Annotated in this window: 15 protein-coding genes; 2 read left to right on the forward strand and 13 right to left on the reverse strand. The window is 67.7% G+C overall.

Annotated elements, in window-relative coordinates; genetic code table 11:
- Positions 1-139: 139 nt before the first annotated feature.
- The gene (locus tag AC1VXD_RS18040; RefSeq protein ID WP_482993197.1) at positions 140-3,091 is read right to left on the reverse strand and encodes a bifunctional diguanylate cyclase/phosphodiesterase; all 2,952 of its coding nucleotides are present in this window, start codon (positions 3,089-3,091) and stop codon (positions 140-142) included.
- 288 nt (positions 3,092-3,379) lie between these two features.
- Here AC1VXD_RS18040 and AC1VXD_RS18045 point away from each other — a divergent pair, with 288 nt between their 5' ends.
- The gene (locus AC1VXD_RS18045) at positions 3,380-5,491 is read left to right on the forward strand and encodes a M13 family metallopeptidase (RefSeq protein WP_482993198.1); all 2,112 of its coding nucleotides are present in this window, start codon (positions 3,380-3,382) and stop codon (positions 5,489-5,491) included.
- Positions 5,492-5,662: 171 nt separating this feature from the next.
- On the opposite strand, the gene AC1VXD_RS18050 is transcribed toward AC1VXD_RS18045, so the two are convergent.
- Positions 5,663-6,589, reverse strand: coding sequence for an oxygenase MpaB family protein (locus AC1VXD_RS18050; RefSeq protein ID WP_482993199.1), 927 nt, complete (start codon positions 6,587-6,589; stop codon positions 5,663-5,665).
- A 309-nt stretch (positions 6,590-6,898) separates the two neighbouring features.
- On the opposite strand from AC1VXD_RS18050, the gene AC1VXD_RS18055 reads away from it, so the two are divergent.
- Entirely contained in the window at positions 6,899-7,513 is a 615-nt protein-coding gene (locus tag AC1VXD_RS18055; protein ID WP_482993200.1) for a hypothetical protein, read from the forward strand.
- Between the two features lie 74 nt (positions 7,514-7,587).
- Here the strand turns inward: AC1VXD_RS18055 and AC1VXD_RS18060 are convergent, their stop codons facing one another.
- The 11 genes from AC1VXD_RS18060 to AC1VXD_RS18110 all read right to left on the reverse strand — a co-directional run bounded on the left by AC1VXD_RS18060 (position 7,588) and on the right by AC1VXD_RS18110 (position 19,184).
- Complete coding sequence (locus tag AC1VXD_RS18060) at positions 7,588-8,358, reverse strand: LytR/AlgR family response regulator transcription factor (RefSeq protein ID WP_200753447.1); 771 nt, start codon at positions 8,356-8,358, stop codon at positions 7,588-7,590.
- Positions 8,348-9,607, reverse strand: a complete 1,260-nt coding sequence (locus tag AC1VXD_RS18065) for a sensor histidine kinase (RefSeq protein ID WP_482993201.1) — start codon at positions 9,605-9,607, stop codon at positions 8,348-8,350. Before AC1VXD_RS18065 ends, AC1VXD_RS18060 begins: the two co-directional genes overlap by 11 nt.
- 140 nt (positions 9,608-9,747) lie before the next feature.
- Complete coding sequence (locus AC1VXD_RS18070; RefSeq protein WP_482993202.1) at positions 9,748-11,397, reverse strand: M28 family metallopeptidase; 1,650 nt, start codon at positions 11,395-11,397, stop codon at positions 9,748-9,750.
- Positions 11,398-11,621: 224 nt separating this feature from the next.
- On the reverse strand, positions 11,622-13,280 hold the full coding sequence (locus AC1VXD_RS18075) for a CsgG/HfaB family protein (protein ID WP_482993203.1): 1,659 nt from the start codon (positions 13,278-13,280) through the stop codon (positions 11,622-11,624).
- Positions 13,281-13,296: 16 nt separating this feature from the next.
- Complete coding sequence (locus AC1VXD_RS18080) at positions 13,297-13,971, reverse strand: hypothetical protein (protein WP_482993204.1); 675 nt, start codon at positions 13,969-13,971, stop codon at positions 13,297-13,299.
- 88 nt (positions 13,972-14,059) lie between these two features.
- On the reverse strand, positions 14,060-15,160 hold the full coding sequence (locus AC1VXD_RS18085; RefSeq protein ID WP_482993205.1) for a hypothetical protein: 1,101 nt from the start codon (positions 15,158-15,160) through the stop codon (positions 14,060-14,062).
- The gene (locus AC1VXD_RS18090; protein ID WP_482993206.1) at positions 15,151-16,347 is read right to left on the reverse strand and encodes a hypothetical protein; all 1,197 of its coding nucleotides are present in this window, start codon (positions 16,345-16,347) and stop codon (positions 15,151-15,153) included. Before AC1VXD_RS18090 ends, AC1VXD_RS18085 begins: the two co-directional genes overlap by 10 nt.
- Before the next feature lie 96 nt (positions 16,348-16,443).
- Positions 16,444-17,715: an RNA polymerase sigma factor gene (locus AC1VXD_RS18095; RefSeq protein WP_482993207.1), complete on the reverse strand. Its 1,272-nt coding sequence runs from the start codon at positions 17,713-17,715 to the stop codon at positions 16,444-16,446.
- A 58-nt stretch (positions 17,716-17,773) separates the two neighbouring features.
- Positions 17,774-18,184: a VOC family protein gene (locus AC1VXD_RS18100; RefSeq protein WP_482993208.1), complete on the reverse strand. Its 411-nt coding sequence runs from the start codon at positions 18,182-18,184 to the stop codon at positions 17,774-17,776.
- A 50-nt stretch (positions 18,185-18,234) separates the two neighbouring features.
- Positions 18,235-18,657 (reverse strand): VOC family protein, encoded by a 423-nt coding sequence (locus tag AC1VXD_RS18105; protein WP_200753444.1) that lies wholly within the window; start codon positions 18,655-18,657, stop codon positions 18,235-18,237.
- 113 nt (positions 18,658-18,770) lie between these two features.
- Positions 18,771-19,184, reverse strand: a complete 414-nt coding sequence (locus AC1VXD_RS18110; RefSeq protein ID WP_482993209.1) for a YciI family protein — start codon at positions 19,182-19,184, stop codon at positions 18,771-18,773.
- Positions 19,185-19,665: the final 481 nt, after the last annotated feature.

Here is a 19,665-nt window from a genome sequence, read left to right on the forward strand (position 1 = left end):
CCCAACCTTCTTCCCGCATTGTTCGAATTTTTTTTTTTTTCGGGGGGGTGGGGGGGGGGGTGCGCGCGGGGTGGCGCCGGGGGCACCGGGCGGGGGGGCGGGGGTTTCGGGGGGGCCATGCCCCGGCGGATCTTCGCGCTCACACCACCACTTCATCCAGCGAATCGATGATCTTTTCCAGCGGCGCCGGCCGCCCCAGCAGGTAGCCCTGCACCTGGTCGCAGCCATGCGCGGCCAGCCAGTTCAGCTGGCCCGGCGTTTCCACGCCCTCGGCGATGATGGTCAGCCCCATGCTGTGACCCAGCGACAGCAGTGCGCGGCAGATCGAGGCGTTGCGCGGGTTGGTTTCCACATCCGCCACGAAGCTGCGGTCGATCTTCAGGATGTCCAGCGGCAGGTGCTGCAGGTAGGACATGCTGGAATAGCCGGTGCCGAAATCATCCAGCGACACGCAGATGCCCTGCTCGTGCAGCCGCTGCATGGTCTGCATCGCCTGCGCCGGCTTGCGCATCAGGCTGCTCTCGGTCAGCTCCACGTGCAGTGCGCCGCGGGCCAGGCCGAACTCCTTCTGTGCGCGGGTGAACTCGGCCACCAGGTCACTGTTGAAGAACTGCACCGCCGACACATTCACCGCGATCGACAGCTCGCCCCACCCGGCATCCACCAGCCGCCGCTGGGCCTGTGCGGCGGCGCGGATCACCCAGCGCCCCAGCGCCAGGATCAGCCCGGTGTCCTCGCACAGCTGGATGAACTCGCTGGGCGGAATGAAACTGCCGTCGGCCTGCGGCCACCGCAGCAGCGCCTCCAGCGCCGCCGGGCTGCCATCGCTGGCATGGCGGATCGGCTGGAAATACAGCTGGAATTCGCTGTCGATGGCGGCATGGATGCGCGCGGCCAGGCGCAGGCGGTCGGCCAAGCGGGTGGTCACCGCGCTATCAAACCAGGCCACCACGTTGCCTTCGGCGCGCGCAGCATGCGCGGCCTGCGCGGCCATGCCGATCACCTGCTCGGCACTGTGGCCATCGCCCGCCGCATGCACGGCCACGCCGATGCGCGGTTCGAACTGGTGCAGGGAATCCTTGCCGCGCATCGGTGCCGAGACGATCTGCAGCAGGTCATCCAACGCCAGCTGCGCGATGTGCTGGCCATCGATGGCCAGCACGAAGTCCTCGGCCGGCTGGAAGGCCAGCGTACCGAAACGCGCGCCCAACCCGCCCAGCCGCAACGCCATCGACTGCAGCACCGCCTCGCCGATCTCGCGTCCCAGCGTATCGGCCACCAGCTGCAGGCCGCGCAGCTGCACGTAGGCAATGGTGTAGCCGCCTTCCTGTGCGTCCAGCTGCTCGGTCAGCGCGCGCACGGTCAGCAGACCGGTATCCAGGTTGTGCCGCGCGCGGTAGGCCAGGTCCCGCTCGTAGGCCAGGCGCTCGCTGACATCCTCGGCCAGCACAAGGCAGGCCGGGCGACCGTCGAAATCCAGCATGGACAGGTGCGCACGCACCTCGAACTCGCTGCCATCACGGCGCCGGTGCATGCGTACCGTCGATTCCGGCAGTCCATCCACGCGTGCCCGTGCAATGGCGCCCATCACCTCGTCCCACCCGCCACGCGGACGGATGTCAAGGATGCTCATCTGCAGGAACTCTTCGCGGCTGTAGCCGTACTGCTCGACGGCCGCTTGGTTGACTTCAAGGAAACGCAGGCTGCTTGGATCGAACACCCAGAACGGTGCCGGATTGCGGTCGAACAGCAGGCGGAAGCGGCGCTCTGCACGACTCATCTGTTCGCGCGCACGGTAGCGCTCGGTCTGGTCGGTCAGCGCGCCGATCATGCGCCGCTGGCGGTCGGCCACCTCCACGCGCTGGCCGCGCGCGGCCACCCAGCGCACCTGGCCACCGGGCAGCACCAGGCGGAACTCCTGGTCCAGCACCGCGTTGCCGGCGAACGACTGCTCGAACGCACGCTGCAGTCGCTCACTGTCCTCGCGATGCACGCGGGTAAAAAAGTCGGACAAAGGCAGCGAGTCGGCCGGGATGCCGAAAATCTCCCGGGCCAAGGGCGACCAATGCAGCTGCGCGGCATCTTCGTCCACATGCCAGGTGCATACGCGTCCGACCTGGTTGGCCAACGCAAGTTCGGCACTGCCGGTGCGCAGTTCCTCGGCCATCGACTGATGGCTGCGGGTACTGCGCCGCACCGCGTACAGCAGCACCAGCAGCACGGCGATGTAGGCCAGCACAATGACCACTGCTGCGTGCAGGTAGGGCCACCAGGGCGCCAGCACATCCTCGTCGGCCAACCCGACCTGCACCGCCAGCGGGCTGTGCTGCAGCGTGCTGATGGTGGAGATACGCGGAATGCCATCTACCGCGCCTTGGATGCTGCCCAGTTCCACCACGGCAGCACGCCCCAGCAGGTCGCGTCCCGGCAGGTGATAGCGATGGCCCACCGTCGCCTGCGGGTCCGGTACCCGTGCCAGCATGGCACCATCCCGGTCACTGATCGACACCAGTCCATGAGGGCCGACGTCCAGGCCACTGACAATGCGCTGCAGCTCCTCGCAGCGCAGGCGCGCCAGCAGCCAGCGGTCGCCCGCCATCGGCAGCGCCAGCGGCACCACCCAGCTGCCATCGATGATCTGCTGCGGCGGGCCGAGGTACAGCGCGCTGCCCTGCCCGCGCCGCTGCGGGTCGGTCCACAGCGGCAGCTGCAGGTCGCCCTTGCCGGCGGTCAGCGCGCGGCCGTAGGTATCGAGCACCACGATGCTGTGCAGTTCCGCGTGGCGGCCCAGCACACCGTCAATGGTCGCATCAAGCAGCGGCGGCGCCTGCGCCGGCACGCTGCGGAACAGCTGCGCGGCGTCGGCGGCGATACCGCTCATGGCCCGCTCCAGGTTGCGCAGTTCCATCGCCAGCAGCCGCTCGGTACCCACGGCCATGGCACGGCTCTGCCGCTGCGCGGCTTCCAGCCGGCGCTGGTAGTCGTTGGCCAGCATCACCGCCAGCACCACGGCCAGCAGGACGCCCACGGCGATGCCGCCCCAGGTGATGGCGCGCAGCGGCCGGGCCAGCGCGTGCTTCAACGCTGGCATCGGTCGGTGTTCCCTGTGCAGACGACTGGCTTCATGCGCGAACGATTCCTCCACATCCCCGACCAGAGCGGCCGCAGATCAGCATTCTTGACGCCTGGGTCGGTCCGGTGCGCCACCTCCCCGCGGCTGCACCGGCATGCAGCCCCCAGCATGCACCACGTCGATGACGGCGTGAAGATCGTCGGCGCGTGTTCAGCCAGATCGCGCACAGCGCGGCCTCCCGTGGCGAAGCATCCAGCACACGCGCAGGGGATTAGACTTGGGGTTTTCCCGCTGCAAGAGAAGTCCATGTCCAAGCTGCGCCGTCCCACCCTGGCGCTGGCCATCCTCGCCAGCCTGTCCCTGGCCGCCTGCGACCGCACGGCCGAACCGGCCGCCGGCACCGCCGCGCCCGCCGATGCCACCCCTGCCCCGGCCAAGCCGATGCTGGGCAGCTTCGGCTTCGATGCCAGCGGCATGGACCGCAGCATCGCCGCCGGCGACGACTTCTTCGGCTTCGCCAACGGCACCTGGGTGAAGAACACCGAGATCCCGGCCGACCGTTCGCGCTTTGGCAGCTTCAACGTCATCGCCGAAAAGACCCAGGCCGATACCCGCGCGATCCTCGAAGGCGCCGCCGGCAATGCGCAGGCCAGCGGCGATGACAAGCTGATCGGTGACTACTACGCCGCGTTCATGGACGAGGCCGGCATCGAGAAGCGCGGCATGGCCCCGGTGCAGCCGCAGCTGGCCGCGATCGGCGGCATCGCCGACAAGGCAGGCCTGGCGCGTGCGCTGGGCGGCGACATGCGCGCCGACGTCGACCTGCTCAACGCCACCAACTTCTACACCGACCGCCTCTTTGGTTTGTGGGTGTCGGTGGACATGCTGCAGCCGGACCGCAACGCGCCGTACCTGGTGCAGGGCGGCCTGGGCATGCCCGACCGCGATTTCTACCTGGGTGATGGCCGCATGGCCGAGCTGCGCAAGCAGTACCAGGCCTACATCGCGCAGGTGCTGCAGCTGGCCGGCGTGGCCGACCCGGCCGGCAAGGCGCAGCGCATCCTCGCGCTGGAAACCAGGATCGCCCAGGCCCACGCCAGCCAGGAAGAAACCAACAACGTGACCCTGGGTGCCAACCCGTGGACGCAGGCGGACTTCAACGCCAAGGCGCCGGGCATGGACTGGGCGGCGTTCCTGGACGCAGCAAAGCTGGGCCAGCAGCAGGACTTCATCGTGTGGCAGCCGAAGGCTGTCGCCGGCCTGTCCAGGCTGGTGGCCACCGAGCCGCTGGACGTGTGGAAGGACTACATGACCTTCCACGCATTGGACCGCGCCGCGGCCTACCTGCCGAAGACATTCGCAGACGCCCGCTTCGCCTTCCACGGCACCGCGCTGAGCGGCACCCCGCAGCAGAGCGACCGCTGGAAGCGCGCGGTGGACGATGCCAACCACGCCGTGGGTGAAGCCATCGGCAAGCGCTACGTGGAAAAGCACTTCGACGCCAAGACCAAGGAGCGCGCGGACGAGATGGCGAAGAACATCATCGCCGCCTTCGCCAAGCGCATCGATGCCTTGGCCTGGATGTCGCCGCAGACCAAGGCGCACGCCAAGGCCAAGGTGGCCGGCCTGACCGTGGGCATGGGCTACCCGGACACCTGGCGCGACTACACCGGCCTGGAGATCCGCCGTGACGATCCGCTGGGCAATGCGCAGCGCGCCGAGCAGTTCGAGTACGCGCGCAACGTCGCCAAGCTGGGCAAGCCGGTCGACCACAACGAGTGGGCGATGCTGCCGCAGACCATCAACGCGATGAACGTGCCGCTGGAAAACCGCCTGGTGTTCCCGGCCGCGATCCTGCAGCCGCCGTTCTTCGACGGCGCTGCCGACGACGCAGTGAACTACGGTGCCATCGGCGCGGTGATCGGCCACGAGATCAGCCACGGCTTCGACAACGCCGGCGCGCTGTTCGATGAAACCGGTAAGCTGCACAACTGGTGGACGGCCGAAGACCTCAAGCAGTTCAATGCCGCCGGCGATGCACTGGCCGCGCAGTTCAGCAGCTATGAGCCGTTCCCCGGCGTGCACGTCAACGGCAAGCTGACCCTGGGCGAGAACATCGCCGACGTGGCCGGCCTGGGCACCGCCTACGACGCCTACCAGCTGTCGCTGCAGGGCAAGCCGGGCCAGACCCTGGAAGGCTTCACGCCGGACCAGCGCTTCTTCCTCGGCTTCGCCCAGGCGTGGCGCAGCAAGAGCCGCGAGCAGGCACTGCGCAACGGCCTGCTGACCGACGTGCACGCACCGGGCCAGTACCGTGCGCTGACTGTGCGCAACATCGATGCGTGGTACCCGGCGTTTGAAGTGAAGGAAGGCCAGAAGCTGTACCTGGCCCCGGACAAGCGGGTCAAGGTGTGGTGATGTGATGCGAACGGGCGCCGAAATGCGCCCGTTTTTTTGGTGGATGCCGGGTCATCCACGCATGGCGTGGATCTACTACTGCGCGGCATGGATCCCCAGTAGAGCCACGCCATGCGTGGATGCGCACCGTCGATCCGTAGAGCCACGCCATGCGCGGATCCGCGCGATGGATCAACACACGGTCGGCCACTCCCGCAGCACCTCTACCGGCACACCCACGCGTGCACACGCGCGCGTGGCCAGGCCATCGGGCAACGCGCGGCGGAACAGCGGTGCCATGCCCTGCATCAGCGTGGCCGATGCGGCCGCCTGGGTACGCTGGCCGGCACTGCGCTCCAGCATCGCCTCGGCCCAGTCGGGCAGCAGCGCGGCACCGGCGCCGAGGAACACCGCGCGCGACAGGCCCGGGATCGGCACTGGCAGGTTGACCGCCGACAACACCGCCAGCACCTCGCGCGACCGTGCATCGGCCAGCAGCTCCGGCTGCCGCGCGCAGAAATAGGCGGCCACCTCCGCTTCGCTGCGCGGCACATCCACCGCGCCCAGCGCTTCGGCCACGCAGCGGTACTCGTCGTAGTAGCGGTCGGCAATCTCCACCGGCACCTCGCGCCCGTAGCGGCGATAGCCCTGCAGGAAACCGAACGCCTCGGTCACGTGCACCCACGTCAGCAGCTGCGGGTCATCGGCGGCATAGGCCTCGCCCTGCGCGGTGCGGCCGCGGATCTGCGCATGGATGCGGCGCACCTTGGCCACCAGTTTTTCCACTTCAGCACTCGGCGCGTAGCTGGTGCCGGCGACGAACGCGGTGGTCCGGCGCAGGCGGCCGACCAGGTCCTGGCGGAAGTTGGAGTGGTCGTACACGCCGGCCAGCGCACGCGGGTGCAGGGTCTGCAGCATCAGCGCACACAGGCCGCCGGCCAGCATCGAGGGCAGCTCGGCGTGCATGCGCCAGGTCACGCTGTCCGGCCCGAACCAGCCGGGGTCGCCCAGCGGGTGGTCATAATCGATGCCGCTCTGGCCGCGCGGAAAGGCATCGAGCACCCAGCGCCGGATCGGCGCGGTGACGGGGCGGGAAAGGCGGTGCAGCAGCGGCGGCATCTTCGGTCCAGGCGGTGGCGGAATCGGCCGCGGTCTGCGCGGTCAGCCTCGATTCTGGGCGATACGGGCCGATACAGCGAGCCCGTGGGCTCAACCACGGTTCCATGTGCAGCCGCAGCACATTTCACCCTGCGACATCTTGACGCAGGCTCCCGGCGCAATGCTGCACCGCACCAACATTCACGTATTCAGACTAAACCCTTACGGCGCTAGGCATTCCACCCATTGCACGGCCCGCTGGAAGTGCTAGAACTGAACCCGCCACACCGTCCAATGCTGATCGACGCACGTTCCACAAGGGAGCCAGCCATGATTGCTTTGTTCAAGGGTTTGGGATTACTGCTTCGCGACAACGAGCTCTACCACAGCCCGTTCGACAGACAGGTCGCGCACTGGCGCAATCTCAGCGAGCAGCAGATCCGCGAAGAAGTGGCGGTGCTGGCCCAGGCCAAGTGCCAATGGCTGATCGCCTCGATCATCGGCTGGCAGGCGGCGTCCCTGCTCATCCTCGGCCTGATCGCCAACTATCTCTGGCGCGACGATTACCACATTACCTTCACCCGCGTGGTCGTGGTGTTCGGCTCGTGGGTGTCGATCCTGTTCGTCATCTGGTTCATGGCCAACATGTTCGACCAGCAGGCCGGCTTCGAGCGCTGGATGAAGGCATTCAACAGCCGTGCCCGCATCACCTCCAAGGCCGACAGCGTCGAGTGCGTGGCCGAAGCGCTGGACCTGGCCGAGCACTACCCCGAGGTGCTCGACTACAAGCAGGCCGTCACCAGCCGGCGCGAGCTGCGCCACGAGGACATCCGCATCATGACCGAGATCGGCCGCATGCGGCAGCACTCGGAACTGGTCGGCCGGCTCAACCATGTCGGCGAAACCGAACACCACCACGATCTGACCCTGCAGCCGGCCTACTGAGGCTGGCCAATGGGTCCAGGGAAGCGGGGGGAGCCACAATGCCACCGTGCACTGTCACGGTGGCATTGTTCTTTCTACATGCCGCGGAAAAGGCTCATGAACGGCTGGCTGACCACCAGCGTTTCCGGACGCTGGCGCAGGCGCAGCACGCCGCGGCCGGTGTCATCGCGGCTGACCGCCGCCACCGCCTTCATGTTGACGATGGTCGAGCGGTGCACCTGGCGGAAGTGCTGCGGGTCGAGCACTTCCAGCAGTTCGCGCAGCGGCGTGCGCAGCAGGCTTTCGCCGGCACTGGTGACCACCGTCGTGTACTTGTTGTCGGCGCGGAAATAGACAACGTCCTCCAGCATGATCAGCTGCGTGTCGCGGCCATTGCTGGCGGTGATCCAGGCCAGCGGCGGGCGGTCACCCGCGCCCTGTGACGGGCCCAGGCGCTGCAGCAGGCGTTCCAGCACCGCATCGTCCTGGCGGGTGTTGGGCAGCCGCGAAAGGATGCGCTCGCGGGTGGCCAGCAGGCGCTCGTCGCTGACCGGCTTCAGCAGGTAATCCATCGCGCCCTGCTCGAACGCGTCGATGGCGTACTGGTCGTAGGCGGTGACGAACACCACCTGCGTGCGCGGACTCAGTTCGGACAGCGCGCGCGCCACTTCGATGCCGCTGATGCCGGGCATGCGGATATCCAGGAAGGCGATGTCAGGCTGCTTTTCGGCCAGCTGTTCCAGCGCGCTGGCGCCATCCTCGCACTCGGCCACCAGCTTCAGATCCGGCCACAACCGGCCCAACTGTTCCACCAGCGACTGCCGCAGCAGTTCCTCGTCTTCGGCGATCAGGGCTTCAAGCGGCATGGCTGCGTTCCTTGGCCGGCTGTGGCAGGGTCATGGTGGCGGCGACGCCGCTGGGGAAATTGGCGACGATGGCCACGCCGGCCTGCTCGCCGCAGGTCAGGCGCAGGCGCTCGCGCAGGTTCTTCAGGCCGATGCCGGTGCCGCTGGTGCCCTGGCCGAAGCCCAGGCCGTCGTCGGCCACGGTCACCGTCACGTGGTCATCGAACGCTCGCGCCAGGATCCAGATCGTGCCGCCGCCGGGCTTGGGTTCCAGGCCGTGCTTGATCGCGTTTTCCACCAGCGTCTGCAGGGCCATCGCCGGCATGTGCACGCCGTGCAGTTCGTTGGGCACCTGCACTTCCACCGCCAGCCGCGCGCCCATGCGGATGCGCAGGATTTCCAGGTAGGCGCGGGTGCGCTCCAGCTCCACACCCAGCGTGGACACCGACTCATCCACCTGCGGCAGCGAACTGCGCAGGTACTGGATGAGGTGGCCGAGCATCTGTTCGGCGCGGCCGGGATCGGTGCGGGTGAGTACCTGCGCGTTGGCCAGGGTGTTGTAGAGGAAGTGCGGTTCCACCTGCGCGTGCAGCAGGTTCAGGCGGGCCACCGACAGTTCCTTTTCCACATGCGTCTGCTCGGCGGCGGCCTGCTCGTCGCGGCGCTGGTCGGCCACGCGGCGGGTGATCGCGCGGGTGACGGCCTCGGCGTTCTCGAAATTGCTGCCCTCATCCAGCGCCAGCAGGTCGGCCCACCAGCCGGCATCGGGCTCGAACAGCAGGGTAACGGTGCTGGTGCCCTGCCCCGGGGTGACCGTGGCCTGCACGCTGTTGCGCTTGATGGCCAGCCGCGCCGGCAGGTTCCAGCGCGACGGCTGGCGGCCATTCCAGGGATCGACGCGGCGCACGTAGGCGCGCACCTGCAGGCTGCCGGCAGCGCTTTCCACGTCTTCCACCCGCGGCAGTTCAGCAACGGCGGCCTCGACCAGGGCGAACGCAGGGCCGGCATCCAGCGGCACTTCAATCTGGCGGCGCTGGTGGCCGGACAGGGTGCTGCCATCGAGGCGACCGGCGATCAGCCACACGCGGCGCACATGGGTGATGGCACTGCCCAGCGCGGTGATCATCAGGAACATCGCCAGCAGGCCGAAGATCCAGCCCGGGCCATCGTTCATGCCGCTGAAGATGCCGCTCCAGACCATGCCGGCCACCAGCAGTGCCACGGCCCAGGCCAACAGGTGACGGAGAATGAGAGTGAGGCTGGCGATCACGGCAGCGCCTTGGAGGAAGGGGGTGAGCCGAGCATAGGTCGGCCCACCGGGCAAACAAGCGGCCTGCGACGAAGCCCCGGAAACCGGGGATGGAAGCTGTTACGGGAACGCCGGGCATGGCCCGGCGCTACCGGTGCTTCTTATTTGCGCTGTGCGGCGCTGCTGTCACGCACGGCGCGGAACGACTCGTCGGTGCTCCAGTTCGGCCAGCTGCGCGAGTTGGCCAGCTGGTTGCCCAGCGTGTAGAGCACTTCCAGGTCGCGCGCGGCACCGGCGAACACCCAGTCCGGCTGCCATTCGTCGCCCTGCTGGTGGTAGCGCTTGGCGGTGTAATCCTCCGAGGCCTTCTTGCCGGCGGCAACGCCACCGTCCACCCAGTCCTGGCCGGCCGACCAGGACAGGGCCGGCACGCCGCGCTTGGCGAACGAGAAGTGATCGGAGCGGAAGAACAGGCCTGCTTCCGGCTTCGGGTCCGGGGTGTAGCGGATGTCCCAGCCCTTGGCGACGTCCTTCAGCTGGTCAAGCAGTTCGAAGCGGGCGGTGCCGTAGATGCCGAAATCACGCGACGGACCGAACGGCGACATGCCGTCCATGTTGATCGCCGCCACGGTGGTTTCCAGCGGGTACAGCGGGTGGGTGGCGTAGTACTCCGAACCCAGCAGGCCCTTTTCCTCGGCGGTGACCGCCAGGAACAGCAGCGAGCGCTGCGGACGCGGGCCCTTGGCGAAGCCGCGGGCCAGTTCGATCAGCGAGGCGGTGCCGCTGGCGTTGTCCAGCGCGCCGTTGAAGATGCGGTCGCCGCGCGCGTCCGGCTCGCCCACGCCGATGTGGTCCCAGTGCGCGCTGTAGATGATCGTCTCGTCCGGGTGGCTGCTGCCTTCCAGGCGTGCGGCCACGTTGTGCGAGGTGATCACTTCGGTCTTCACCGCGTACTTCGCATCCAGGCTGGCGCCGGTCAGCGGCACCGGCGTGAAGTCGCGCTGCTGCGCCTTCTTCTTCAGCGCCTCGAAATCCTGCCCGGCAGCGCGGAACAGCTCGACGGCGAGGTCGCGCTGGATCCAGCCTTCCAGCAGCGGGTGGGTCTCGGCGGGGTTGTCACGCACCACGTCGAACATGGTGTTGGTGTTGGAGCCGGCCACGGTGGCCCAGCCGTACGAGGCCGGTGCGGTCTCGTGCACGATCAGCACGCCGAGCGCGCCCTGGCGTGCGCCTTCTTCGTACTTGTACGGCCAGCGCCCATACCAGGTCATGCCCTTGCCGTCGAAGTCGCCCTTGCCGGTTTCGAAGTCGGGGTCGTTGATCAGCACGACGGCGATCTTGCCCTTCAGGTCGACGCCCTTGAAGTCGTCCCAGTTGCGCTCCGGCGCCTTCACGCCATAGCCGAGGAAGACCAGCGGGGCCTTGCTGATGTCGACGGTGGTGGCGCCATTCATGGCGGCGCGCACGGCGATCTGCTTGCCCTGGTCGAGGGTGACGGTCTTGCCGCCCTGGTGCAGGGCCAGCTGCGGGGTACCGACGATGTCGCCCTTGCGCAGCGGCACGGCCTGCGTCCACAGGCGCTTGCCATCCTGCAGGTCGCCACCCGGCTGCAGGCCGGCGGCGGCAAACTGCTTGCTGAGGTAGGCAACGGTTTTTTCTTCGCCCGCGGTGGCCGGCGAGCGGCCCTCGTAGGCGTCGGAAGCCAGTTCCTTGACGTCGGCGGAGATCCGCGCGCCATCGAATTTCGGCGTGGCGGCCATCAGTGCGCTCGACACCGACAGGGCCAGGATGCCCAGTACTGCTCGTTTCATTGCTCTCTCCAGCAGGAAAATCCTTGCGGAGTGTAATGGGATTCGGCAGGGCTGCGCCCTGGACCTGCAGAGGCCAAGGCCGAAGCAACAGCAACAGCAACAGCGCGCATTCCGTGGGATGGCGGTAGATCCAGGCCATGCGTGGATGACGGAAACACGAAGGGGTCAGATCCCTTTCCCGGCGGGAAAGGGCTCTGACCCCATCTGTGTGTTGCTTGAGCCTGTTACCAGTTCGGGTCTTCGGCCGGGGCGGCAGCGGGCTTGGGCTTTGGCTTGCTGGCCGGGCGGGCGCTGGCCGCCGGGGCCGCCTGGGCGGTGGCGCTGGCACTGACCGGCTTGCTGCCCAGCTTCTGGCGCAGTTCCAGCTGGCCCGGGCGGAAGCCGCCGCGCACGGCGTCCCCGCCTTCTTCGATGGTGCCGTAGGAGGTCTGCGCGGCCACGCGGTCGATGCGGATGGTGCAGCACGGGTGTTCGCTGCGACCCAGCGAGCGACCGGTCTGCGGATCCTTCAGCTCCTCACCCAGGCGCACGACTTGCCAGCGCTGGCCGGCCTGCAGGCTTTCACCGCCCTGGCTCAGTACCACCTGGTCGCCATCCACCGAAACCACCGACACCGGGAACAGCGTGGTGACGATGCTGGTGCCGATCTGGCCGGACAGCGACTCCATCATCGCCGCCGCCATGTTGCGGCCGTTGACCACGCGCGGCAGAGTGCTCGGGCCGGTCGAGGCAAGCTGGTGGTCGAAGCTGTCGGACATCACCACCTGGCCGGTGGTGGCATTGATCAGGCGCAGGGTGATGCGGCCACCGCCGGAATACGAGGTCACCTGCCGGTCGGACATGCGCAGGTTGCGCACGCTGCGCGGGTATTCGAAGCGTTCGATGGTCGGGATCAGGATCAGGTCGGTGGCCAGCTGCTGGCCCAGCCGCGCGGTATCCTGCAGGCGCACGTTGCCGCTGTTGATGTGGCCGATCTCGGCCTGCATCTCATCGCCGAACTCACGGTCCAGTACGATGAAGCGCTGCGTCTGGGTGAGCGTATCGGACAGGCGTGCGCGGATCGCATCGGCCACTTCGTCGGCGGCCACGCGGCCATCGCCGACGGCGTAGCTGCCGGCCTTGGTGCGCGGCAGGGCCACCACGATCTTCGGCTTGCCCTGCTCGTCCGGTGCGCGGTACTGCGCGATCTGCGCACGCACGCGCACCTTCCAGTAGCTGCGCATGCTGCGGTGGGTCACGTCCGAATCGAAGGAGCTGGCGCCGCGCTTGGCATCCACCTTCACCTTCTCTTCGTAGGTCTCCTTGACGCTGGCTTCGGCCGAACCACCGCCGCCGGAGGCCTTCGCCGAGGCTTGGCCGGATGCACTTGCCGAGGCCTCGCCCTTGAAGCTCCAGCCTTCGTCGCTGGCGCGCACGCGGGCAATGGTCTCTTCGTCGAGCTGGCGCACTTCTTCCTGCGACAGGATCTCGTAGCCGAGCACCGCGCCCTGCGAGCCGGCAATCATCTGCTGGGTGAACGCGTCGGCGCGGATGTCGCCGACGTGTTCACCGTCCACGTCCACATGCAGGCCTGCGCGCAGGCTCTGCATCTGGCTGGCCACGCGTACGCCGTTGACCTGGGCCACGGCCGACTGCAGCGCCGACACCACCGCCAGCTCGGGGGTGCTGCCGATACCGTCGGCCTCGCGCGCCACCTGGGTGGTGCCGCCGAAATCCGGCGTGCCACGCATCGGCGCGTCTGCCACCGGCGCATTGGCTTCCAGCGCGCTGGGGGCCCTGTCCTTGGCGGGGGCAGCCGCATCGGCCGGTGCCTCCTGCCTGCCGCAGGCGGCCAACAGGGCGGCGAGCAGGCCCAGTCCGATCAATCGGGTCGTCGTACGCATGGGGATGGACCTCGGATCAGAGCGAGTCGAGCATCGAGTCGGCGTTCGACGGCACCTTCACCTTGCTCTTCTTGGCAAAGGTCACCGCCGACTTGGTCGAGCCGTACAGGCCCTTGATGTAGCCCGGCGATTCCTTGGCCACCCACGCACCAGCCGCCAGCTTGCGACCCACGGTGGCCAGCTGGGTGGCGCCCAGGTTCTTCATGCCCGCGGTGAAGTTGCTGGCTTCGCCGCCCAGCTTCTGCGCTTCGGCGGCCGAGGCCAGCATCTGCACCAGGCCTTCGGCGTAGTGCTGCTTGGATTCGGCGCTCAGTTCCGGCTGCGCGGCCTGGCGCTCGTCGATGGCGGCCTGTGCAGCTTCGCTGACCGACACCGACTTCTTCATCTTGTCGACGTTGACCGAACCGGACGACAGCGCCTGGCGCTCGGCCTCCAGCAGCTGCACCTGCTCGGCCAGGCCGAAGGCGCGGGCGAACGAGGTCTGTGCCTGCAGCGAATGCGACTGCGAGCTGACGAAACGACGGACCAGCGCTTCCTGCGCGGCTTCGTCCGGCGCACCGGCGCTGGAGGCGCTGCTGGATGCACCGGTGGCGGCACCGGCCAGGTCCTTCAGCTTGCCGAACTGGGCGTGCGCCGGCATCGACAGGGTGGCAGCGGCGATGGCCACGGCGAGAGCAGTAGTACGGATCATTGGAATTCCTTTTTGGAGAGCGGCCGCAGTGCGGCGCGTGGGAAGACGGGAGGCGCGCCAGGTCATGCCCGGCGCAGGACACCAGCAATCAGCGGACAGCCTTGACGTTCAGCTCGTTGATCATCTGCTGTGCAGCCTTTTCGGCCGCCAGCTGCAGGGCGTTGGTGCGGGCCACGGTTTCGTTCGGCCCGATACCGGAGAACTGCACCGGGCCGACCGACGACACGGTGCGCGGGAAGCGACCGGTCACGTCCAGCACCTTGCCGGTGACGGTGACGAACACGCGGGTATTGCCACTGGCCGGGTCACGATCGCGCATGCCCACGTCCAAGGTGCCCACGGCGATGTACGGGATGTTGGCCGCACGGATACCGTTGGCGGTGTCACGCAGGGTGGCCGGGGCCAGGTCGTTGCCGGTGCTGAAATCCTTGCGGATGCGTTCGATGCTGAGCAGGCCACGCGACTCGCCTTCGACGTACTCGGCTTCGACCACTTCGTAGCCGGCGGCACTGAAGGCACCGGTCATGGCGGTGTTGACCTCGGCAGCGTTGGCGACCTTCCAGGTGATGTTGTCGGCACGCGCGGTGGTGCTGCCGCCGCTGGTGACCGACACCGAACCGTTCTGGTTGATGCTGCCATTGGTGCTGACCGAGTTGCCGCGGAACGAGTCACCTTCGCGGGTGTTCTCGCTGTAGCTGCTGCTGGCATCGACGCGACGGTATTCCTTGTCCTGGAACGACTGCACGGTGTCCTGCGAGCGCGCCATGAACAGGAAGGTCAACAGCGAACGCTGTGCGGCGGTGGCACCGGCCACGGCCGAGCCCGCATCCAGCTTGGTCTGCAGCAGCGTCGTGTTGATCTCCGCACGCACGGTGACGCTGTAGGTCTTGGCCTTCTTGTCTTCGTTGTCCGACAGCTGCATGGCGCTGAGCACGTAGCGGTCGATTTCACCGATGAACTCCGGGCGGCGTGCCTCGAACAGGCGCAGCTTGGCCGCACCGGTTTCGGCTATGTACGCCTCCAGGGCATTGACCTTGGCCTTGTTCAGGGCTTCGGCGCGGGTACCGGCACTCAGGCGCAGGCTGTAGCTGGCCGAGCCGGTACCACGCGAACTGGCGGTCTGTGCGGCGACCGGCGAGGCCACCATCAGGACGATGAGGGTGAGCAGGATGGTACGCATCAACGACATGATTTGATCAACTCCTGGAGGGCTTGGGTCTGCTGCTGCAACGGGCGGCCGCCCGGCTTCTGTTCGTCCAGCCAGGCGCGTGAATCGGCGCGCTTGGCGGCGGCGCCGGCGAAGGCATCGAAGCCGGCCAGCAGCGTTTCGTAGCTGGCCGACCATTGGTCGACCTGCCACTGCGTGACTGGCACCACCTTGGTGGCGCCCTTGCGCAGCGGCTGTTCGAAATAGACCTTGCCGGAGAACGGCTCGGTGACCTTGGCAGTGAAGAACGCGCCGAACAGCATCGTCTTCATCGCGGCGGTCTCTTCGATCACGCCGTTCTTCAGCGCGTCCACCTGCAGGGTGATGACGTAGTCCGGCTCGGGAATCTTCAACTGGTAGACCTTTCCATCGGCGAAGCGCGCCGCCATCGCACCGCCGATCGCCTGGCCCGAGGCCGGCGGCAGCAGGCCGACGCCGGTGTTGGACGACAGCGTCTTGGACAGCTCATGGGCCAGCGTCGCGCGCAGCGTGTCGGCCCACTTCGGGTCGGGCAGCTTGGCCACGGTCGCCTCCGACAGCGTCACTGCGCCCACCTGCAGGCGTCGCGAGGCCGCTTCGGGCAGCCTGGCCTGGGCCAGGGTGGTGGCCAGCACCTGCGGCAGCGCCGCATTGCCGCTGCCGTACAACAGGTCGGCGACGATGGCATCGATATCGTCATTGCCCGGGCGGTAGTCCTGCACGTCGATGCGCTGCAGGGTGATCGGGTAGGACGCGATCACCTGGCGTTCGCGGAAGTCGAAGAACAGGGCCTGCAGGGCCACTTCCACCAGCACCTTGTACTGGTCGCCGATCGGCTCGACCGATACCAGCTCGCGGTCCAGGGCGGCGGCCAGTACGATCGCGCTGGTGGTGCCGTCAAGCATGGCCACCGGCTGGTCGATCAGTTCCAGGGACGCCGGCGGGCGACGCTTGAGTGCCTGCGCCAAGGTCTGGTTGAGCGGAATCAGGCCGCGCTTTTCCAGCACGGCATGTGCGTGCGGCGTGGTCGCCTGCACGGCAGCGGCATCAGCGGTGTAGGCAAAACCGGCCCAGTAGGCCTGCTGCGATTTGTCTGCAGCCTGCGCGGCCCACGGCCACACGGCCAGGCACAACACACAGGCGAGCAGGCGCGCAAAGGCGCGCGGCGCGCGCTTCGTCCTTGAAAACATCCAACCACTCCTGGTTCAACGCACGTTGCGGGGGCAGAGTCGCCCCCGATGGGCGCGAAACATAGCCGCTCCCGGGGCTGGCGACAAGTGCTGTCGCTACCCGCCCTGGTTTTCGGCCGCCAGACCCGCCCGCTGCCGCAGCAGGAGGCGCTCGACCTGGTTCTGGCTCAGATCCGCCGCCGTGGCAAATGCGTCACGGGCATCCAGCTCCCGGCCGAGCTGCAGCAGCAGCTCGCCCCGCACCACCTGCAACGGGGCATAGCCCTGCAACCGCGCATCGACCAGCAACGGCTGCAACAAGCCCCAGGCCGCGAACGCACCGTCACTGCGCGACACCGCCACCACCCGGTTGAGGGCCACCACCGGCGAGGGCATCACCTGCAGCAGCTGCGCATATAGCGCGACGATGCGTGCCCAGTCGGTGTCTTCGGCACGGCGCGCGGTGGCATGGCAGGCCGCGATGCGTGCCTGCAGGACGTAGGCATCGTTGTCGCCGCCAGCATCCAGCGCACGCTGCAGCACCTGTTGCCCGCGTTCAATCTGCAGCCAGTCCCAGCGCGCGCGGTTCTGCACGTCCAGCAAAAGCGGCTGGCCCTGCGCATCGACACGCGCCGCGGCACGCGAGGCCTGCAGTTCAATCAGCGCCAGCAGGCCCAGCACCGGCGGCGCGGGCAGCCGATGGGCGAGGATGCGGGCCAGCCGCAACGCTTCCTCGCATAGGGCCGGGCGCATCCAGTCATCGCCGGCACTGGCCGCATAGCCCTCATTGAAGACCAGGTAGATCGCCTCCAGCACCGAGGCCAGCCGCTCGGGCAGCGCCTCGGCGCGCGGCACTTCGTAGGGCACCTGCTTCTGCACCAGGGTGCGCTTGGCGCGCACGATGCGCTGGGCGATGGTCGGCTCCGGCTGGAGGAAGGCGCGGGCGATTTCGGTCGTGGTCAGGCCGCCCAGCAGGCGCAGGGTCAGCGCCACCCGTGCATCGGCCGGCAGCACCGGATGGCAGGCCACGAACATCAGCCGCAGCAGATCGTCGCCGAGGTCGTCTTCCAGTGCCTGGCTGTCATCGGGTGCGGGCAGCGCCACCGGGTGCAGCTCCTCGCCCCATTGCGCATGCTGCTGCGCCACGCGCTGGTGCTGGCGCAGCACATCGATGGCACGGTTGCGCGCGGTGGTCATCAGCCAGGCTCCGGGGTTGTCCGGGATGCCCTGCGCCGGCCAGCGCTCCAGCGCGGCCAGCCAGGTGTCCTGGGCCAGCTCCTCGGCGCGGCCGACATCTCCGCCGAGCAGCCGCGCCAGGCGCGCGATCAACACCGGCGATTCCATCCGCCAGAGGGTCTCCAGTCGCTGGCTCAACGCGGGCTCGGTCATGCGCCGATGACAGCACGCAGGCCGTGCCCGCACAAGCGCCCGCGGCCAGCAGCGGGCATCAACCGGGCCCGCCATCCATGTGTGCGATCTCCCACAGGTGGCCATCCAGGTCCTGGAAGCCGCGCTGGTACATGAATCCGTAGTCGCGCGCCGGCTGCGGTTCGCTGCCACCGGCAGCCACTGCCTTGTCCACCATCACGTCCACCGCCTTGCGGCTGGCCGCGGAAAGGCAGGTGATCACCTCGGTCTCCGCCTGCGCATCGGCAATGTTCTTGTTGGTGAACTGCTGGAAGAACGGCCTGACCAGCAGCATCACGAAGATGCTCTCGCTGATGACCATGCAGGCGGCGTCTTCATTGGTGTAGGCCGGGTTGAAGCTGTAGCCCAGCGCGCTGAAGAAGTCCTTGGACTGTTGCAGGTCCTGCACGGGCAGGTTGACGAAGATCATCTGTGGTTGCGGTGCGCTCATCGTTGCGTTTCCTGTGCGGGTGATGGGAGATGGATGTTGTTGGAGCCGGATCAGGGCTGCTTCATGCAGTTGACCATCCACGGCTTGCCGAAGCGGTCGATCAGCATGCCCCAGCGATGCGCCCAGAACGTCTCGGCGATCGGCATCTGCACCTGGCCGCCTTCTGCCAGCGCGGCAAACACGCGCTCGGCCTCCTCGATGCTGTCGACGTCGACATTGATGGTGGTCGAACCGCCCTCGCCGCCGCCCGGGCCATCGGCGGCCATCAGGATCGCACCATCGATCTCCAACTGGCTGTGCGCCACGTGGTCGAGGGTTTCAGCCGGCATCTCGTTGCAGCCCGGCGAACCATCGGATGGCGGCATGTCGCGGTACTTCATCTCGGATGTGACCTGGCCGCCGAGGGCCTTGGCATAGAAGGCCATCGCATCATGGGCCTGGCCGCTGAAGCCAAGGAAGGGAATCAGTTTCATGGCAATGCTCCGTTGGGTGGTGGCGCCGGGGCGTACCGGCGGAATGGTTGCGGTAGCGCCGGGGCGTACCGGCGGAATGGTTGCGGTAGCGCCGGGTCATACCCGGCGGAGGATCAGTTTTCCAGCTGTTCCCGCAGACGCTTTTCCTGCTGCTGTAATTCGGGGGCGAAGGCTTCGCCGAAATCCTCGGCGGTGATCAGCGGACGCAGCTCGAGGGTGCCGCCAGCGCCGAACGGGGCACGGCTGGCCCATTCGATGGCCTCGTCCAGCGAGCGCACGTTCCACAGCCAGAAGCCGGCGATCTGCTCGCTGGGCGGGCCGAAGGGCCCGGCCTGCACCTGCGGGGCGGCGGCACCAAAATGAATGCGGCGGCCAAGGGCAGTGGCGTGCAGGCCCTCACCGGCGAGCATGATGCCGGCGGCGGCGAGTTGTTCGTTGTAGGCGCCCATTTCGGCCAGTTCCGCTTCGCTGGGCAGGCGCCCCGCTTCGGAATCGGCGTTGGCTTTGACGATCACCATGACTTTCATGTGGGTCTCCCGTGGGCGGCGTTCTGCGTGCCCTTCATCTGGTACGACGAACCGGGGGATCGGGAATCGACAGGTCGGTTGGAAATTTTTTTCCTGCGCGGAAGGCGCGCCTGCGGCGGGGGATCGGCGAACGGCGGAGCCCCTCCGTGGTGGGTCATCTGCTGGGATTACTGGGGTGGGCCGGTTCACGCGGCTGACCCACCCCGGAAGATAAAGAGAAAAAGGCAAAAGCTGGCGGCCCCGGCTGTGCGAGCGAAGCGACCCGCTTTCGCTCTTTTCTGTTGATTTTCCGTGGCGGGCGCGCGGGAAGGTGTCCGTGGCCGGGAGGGTGGGTTGGCTGGGGGACGCTGCAAGTACGTCCATGTAAGCTCGGTCGCCGCATCCATGCGGCTCACGCCCCCAGCCAACCCACCCTCCCGGCCACGGCCACCTTCCCGCGCGCCCGCCACGGTAAATGAACAGAAAAGAGCGAAAGCGGGTC

The organism is Stenotrophomonas sp. STEN054, from assembly GCF_056854535.1.

What these genes read in the sequence shown, in the direction of transcription:
- AC1VXD_RS18040 (WP_482993197.1), bottom strand. Translation starts at nt 3,091, where the DNA reads ATGCCAGCGTTGAAGCACGCGCTGGCCCGGCCGCTGCGCGCCATCACC.
- AC1VXD_RS18045 (WP_482993198.1), top strand. Translation starts at nt 3,380, where the DNA reads ATGTCCAAGCTGCGCCGTCCCACCCTGGCGCTGGCCATCCTCGCCAGC.
- AC1VXD_RS18050 (WP_482993199.1), bottom strand. Translation starts at nt 6,589, where the DNA reads ATGCCGCCGCTGCTGCACCGCCTTTCCCGCCCCGTCACCGCGCCGATC.
- AC1VXD_RS18055 (WP_482993200.1), top strand. Translation starts at nt 6,899, where the DNA reads ATGATTGCTTTGTTCAAGGGTTTGGGATTACTGCTTCGCGACAACGAG.
- AC1VXD_RS18060 (WP_200753447.1), bottom strand. Translation starts at nt 8,358, where the DNA reads ATGCCGCTTGAAGCCCTGATCGCCGAAGACGAGGAACTGCTGCGGCAG.
- AC1VXD_RS18070 (WP_482993202.1), bottom strand. Translation starts at nt 11,397, where the DNA reads ATGAAACGAGCAGTACTGGGCATCCTGGCCCTGTCGGTGTCGAGCGCA.
- AC1VXD_RS18075 (WP_482993203.1), bottom strand. Translation starts at nt 13,280, where the DNA reads ATGCGTACGACGACCCGATTGATCGGACTGGGCCTGCTCGCCGCCCTG.
- AC1VXD_RS18080 (WP_482993204.1), bottom strand. Translation starts at nt 13,971, where the DNA reads ATGATCCGTACTACTGCTCTCGCCGTGGCCATCGCCGCTGCCACCCTG.
- AC1VXD_RS18085 (WP_482993205.1), bottom strand. Translation starts at nt 15,160, where the DNA reads ATGTCGTTGATGCGTACCATCCTGCTCACCCTCATCGTCCTGATGGTG.
- AC1VXD_RS18090 (WP_482993206.1), bottom strand. Translation starts at nt 16,347, where the DNA reads ATGTTTTCAAGGACGAAGCGCGCGCCGCGCGCCTTTGCGCGCCTGCTC.
- AC1VXD_RS18095 (WP_482993207.1), bottom strand. Translation starts at nt 17,715, where the DNA reads ATGACCGAGCCCGCGTTGAGCCAGCGACTGGAGACCCTCTGGCGGATG.
- AC1VXD_RS18100 (WP_482993208.1), bottom strand. Translation starts at nt 18,184, where the DNA reads ATGAGCGCACCGCAACCACAGATGATCTTCGTCAACCTGCCCGTGCAG.
- AC1VXD_RS18105 (WP_200753444.1), bottom strand. Translation starts at nt 18,657, where the DNA reads ATGAAACTGATTCCCTTCCTTGGCTTCAGCGGCCAGGCCCATGATGCG.
- AC1VXD_RS18110 (WP_482993209.1), bottom strand. Translation starts at nt 19,184, where the DNA reads ATGAAAGTCATGGTGATCGTCAAAGCCAACGCCGATTCCGAAGCGGGG.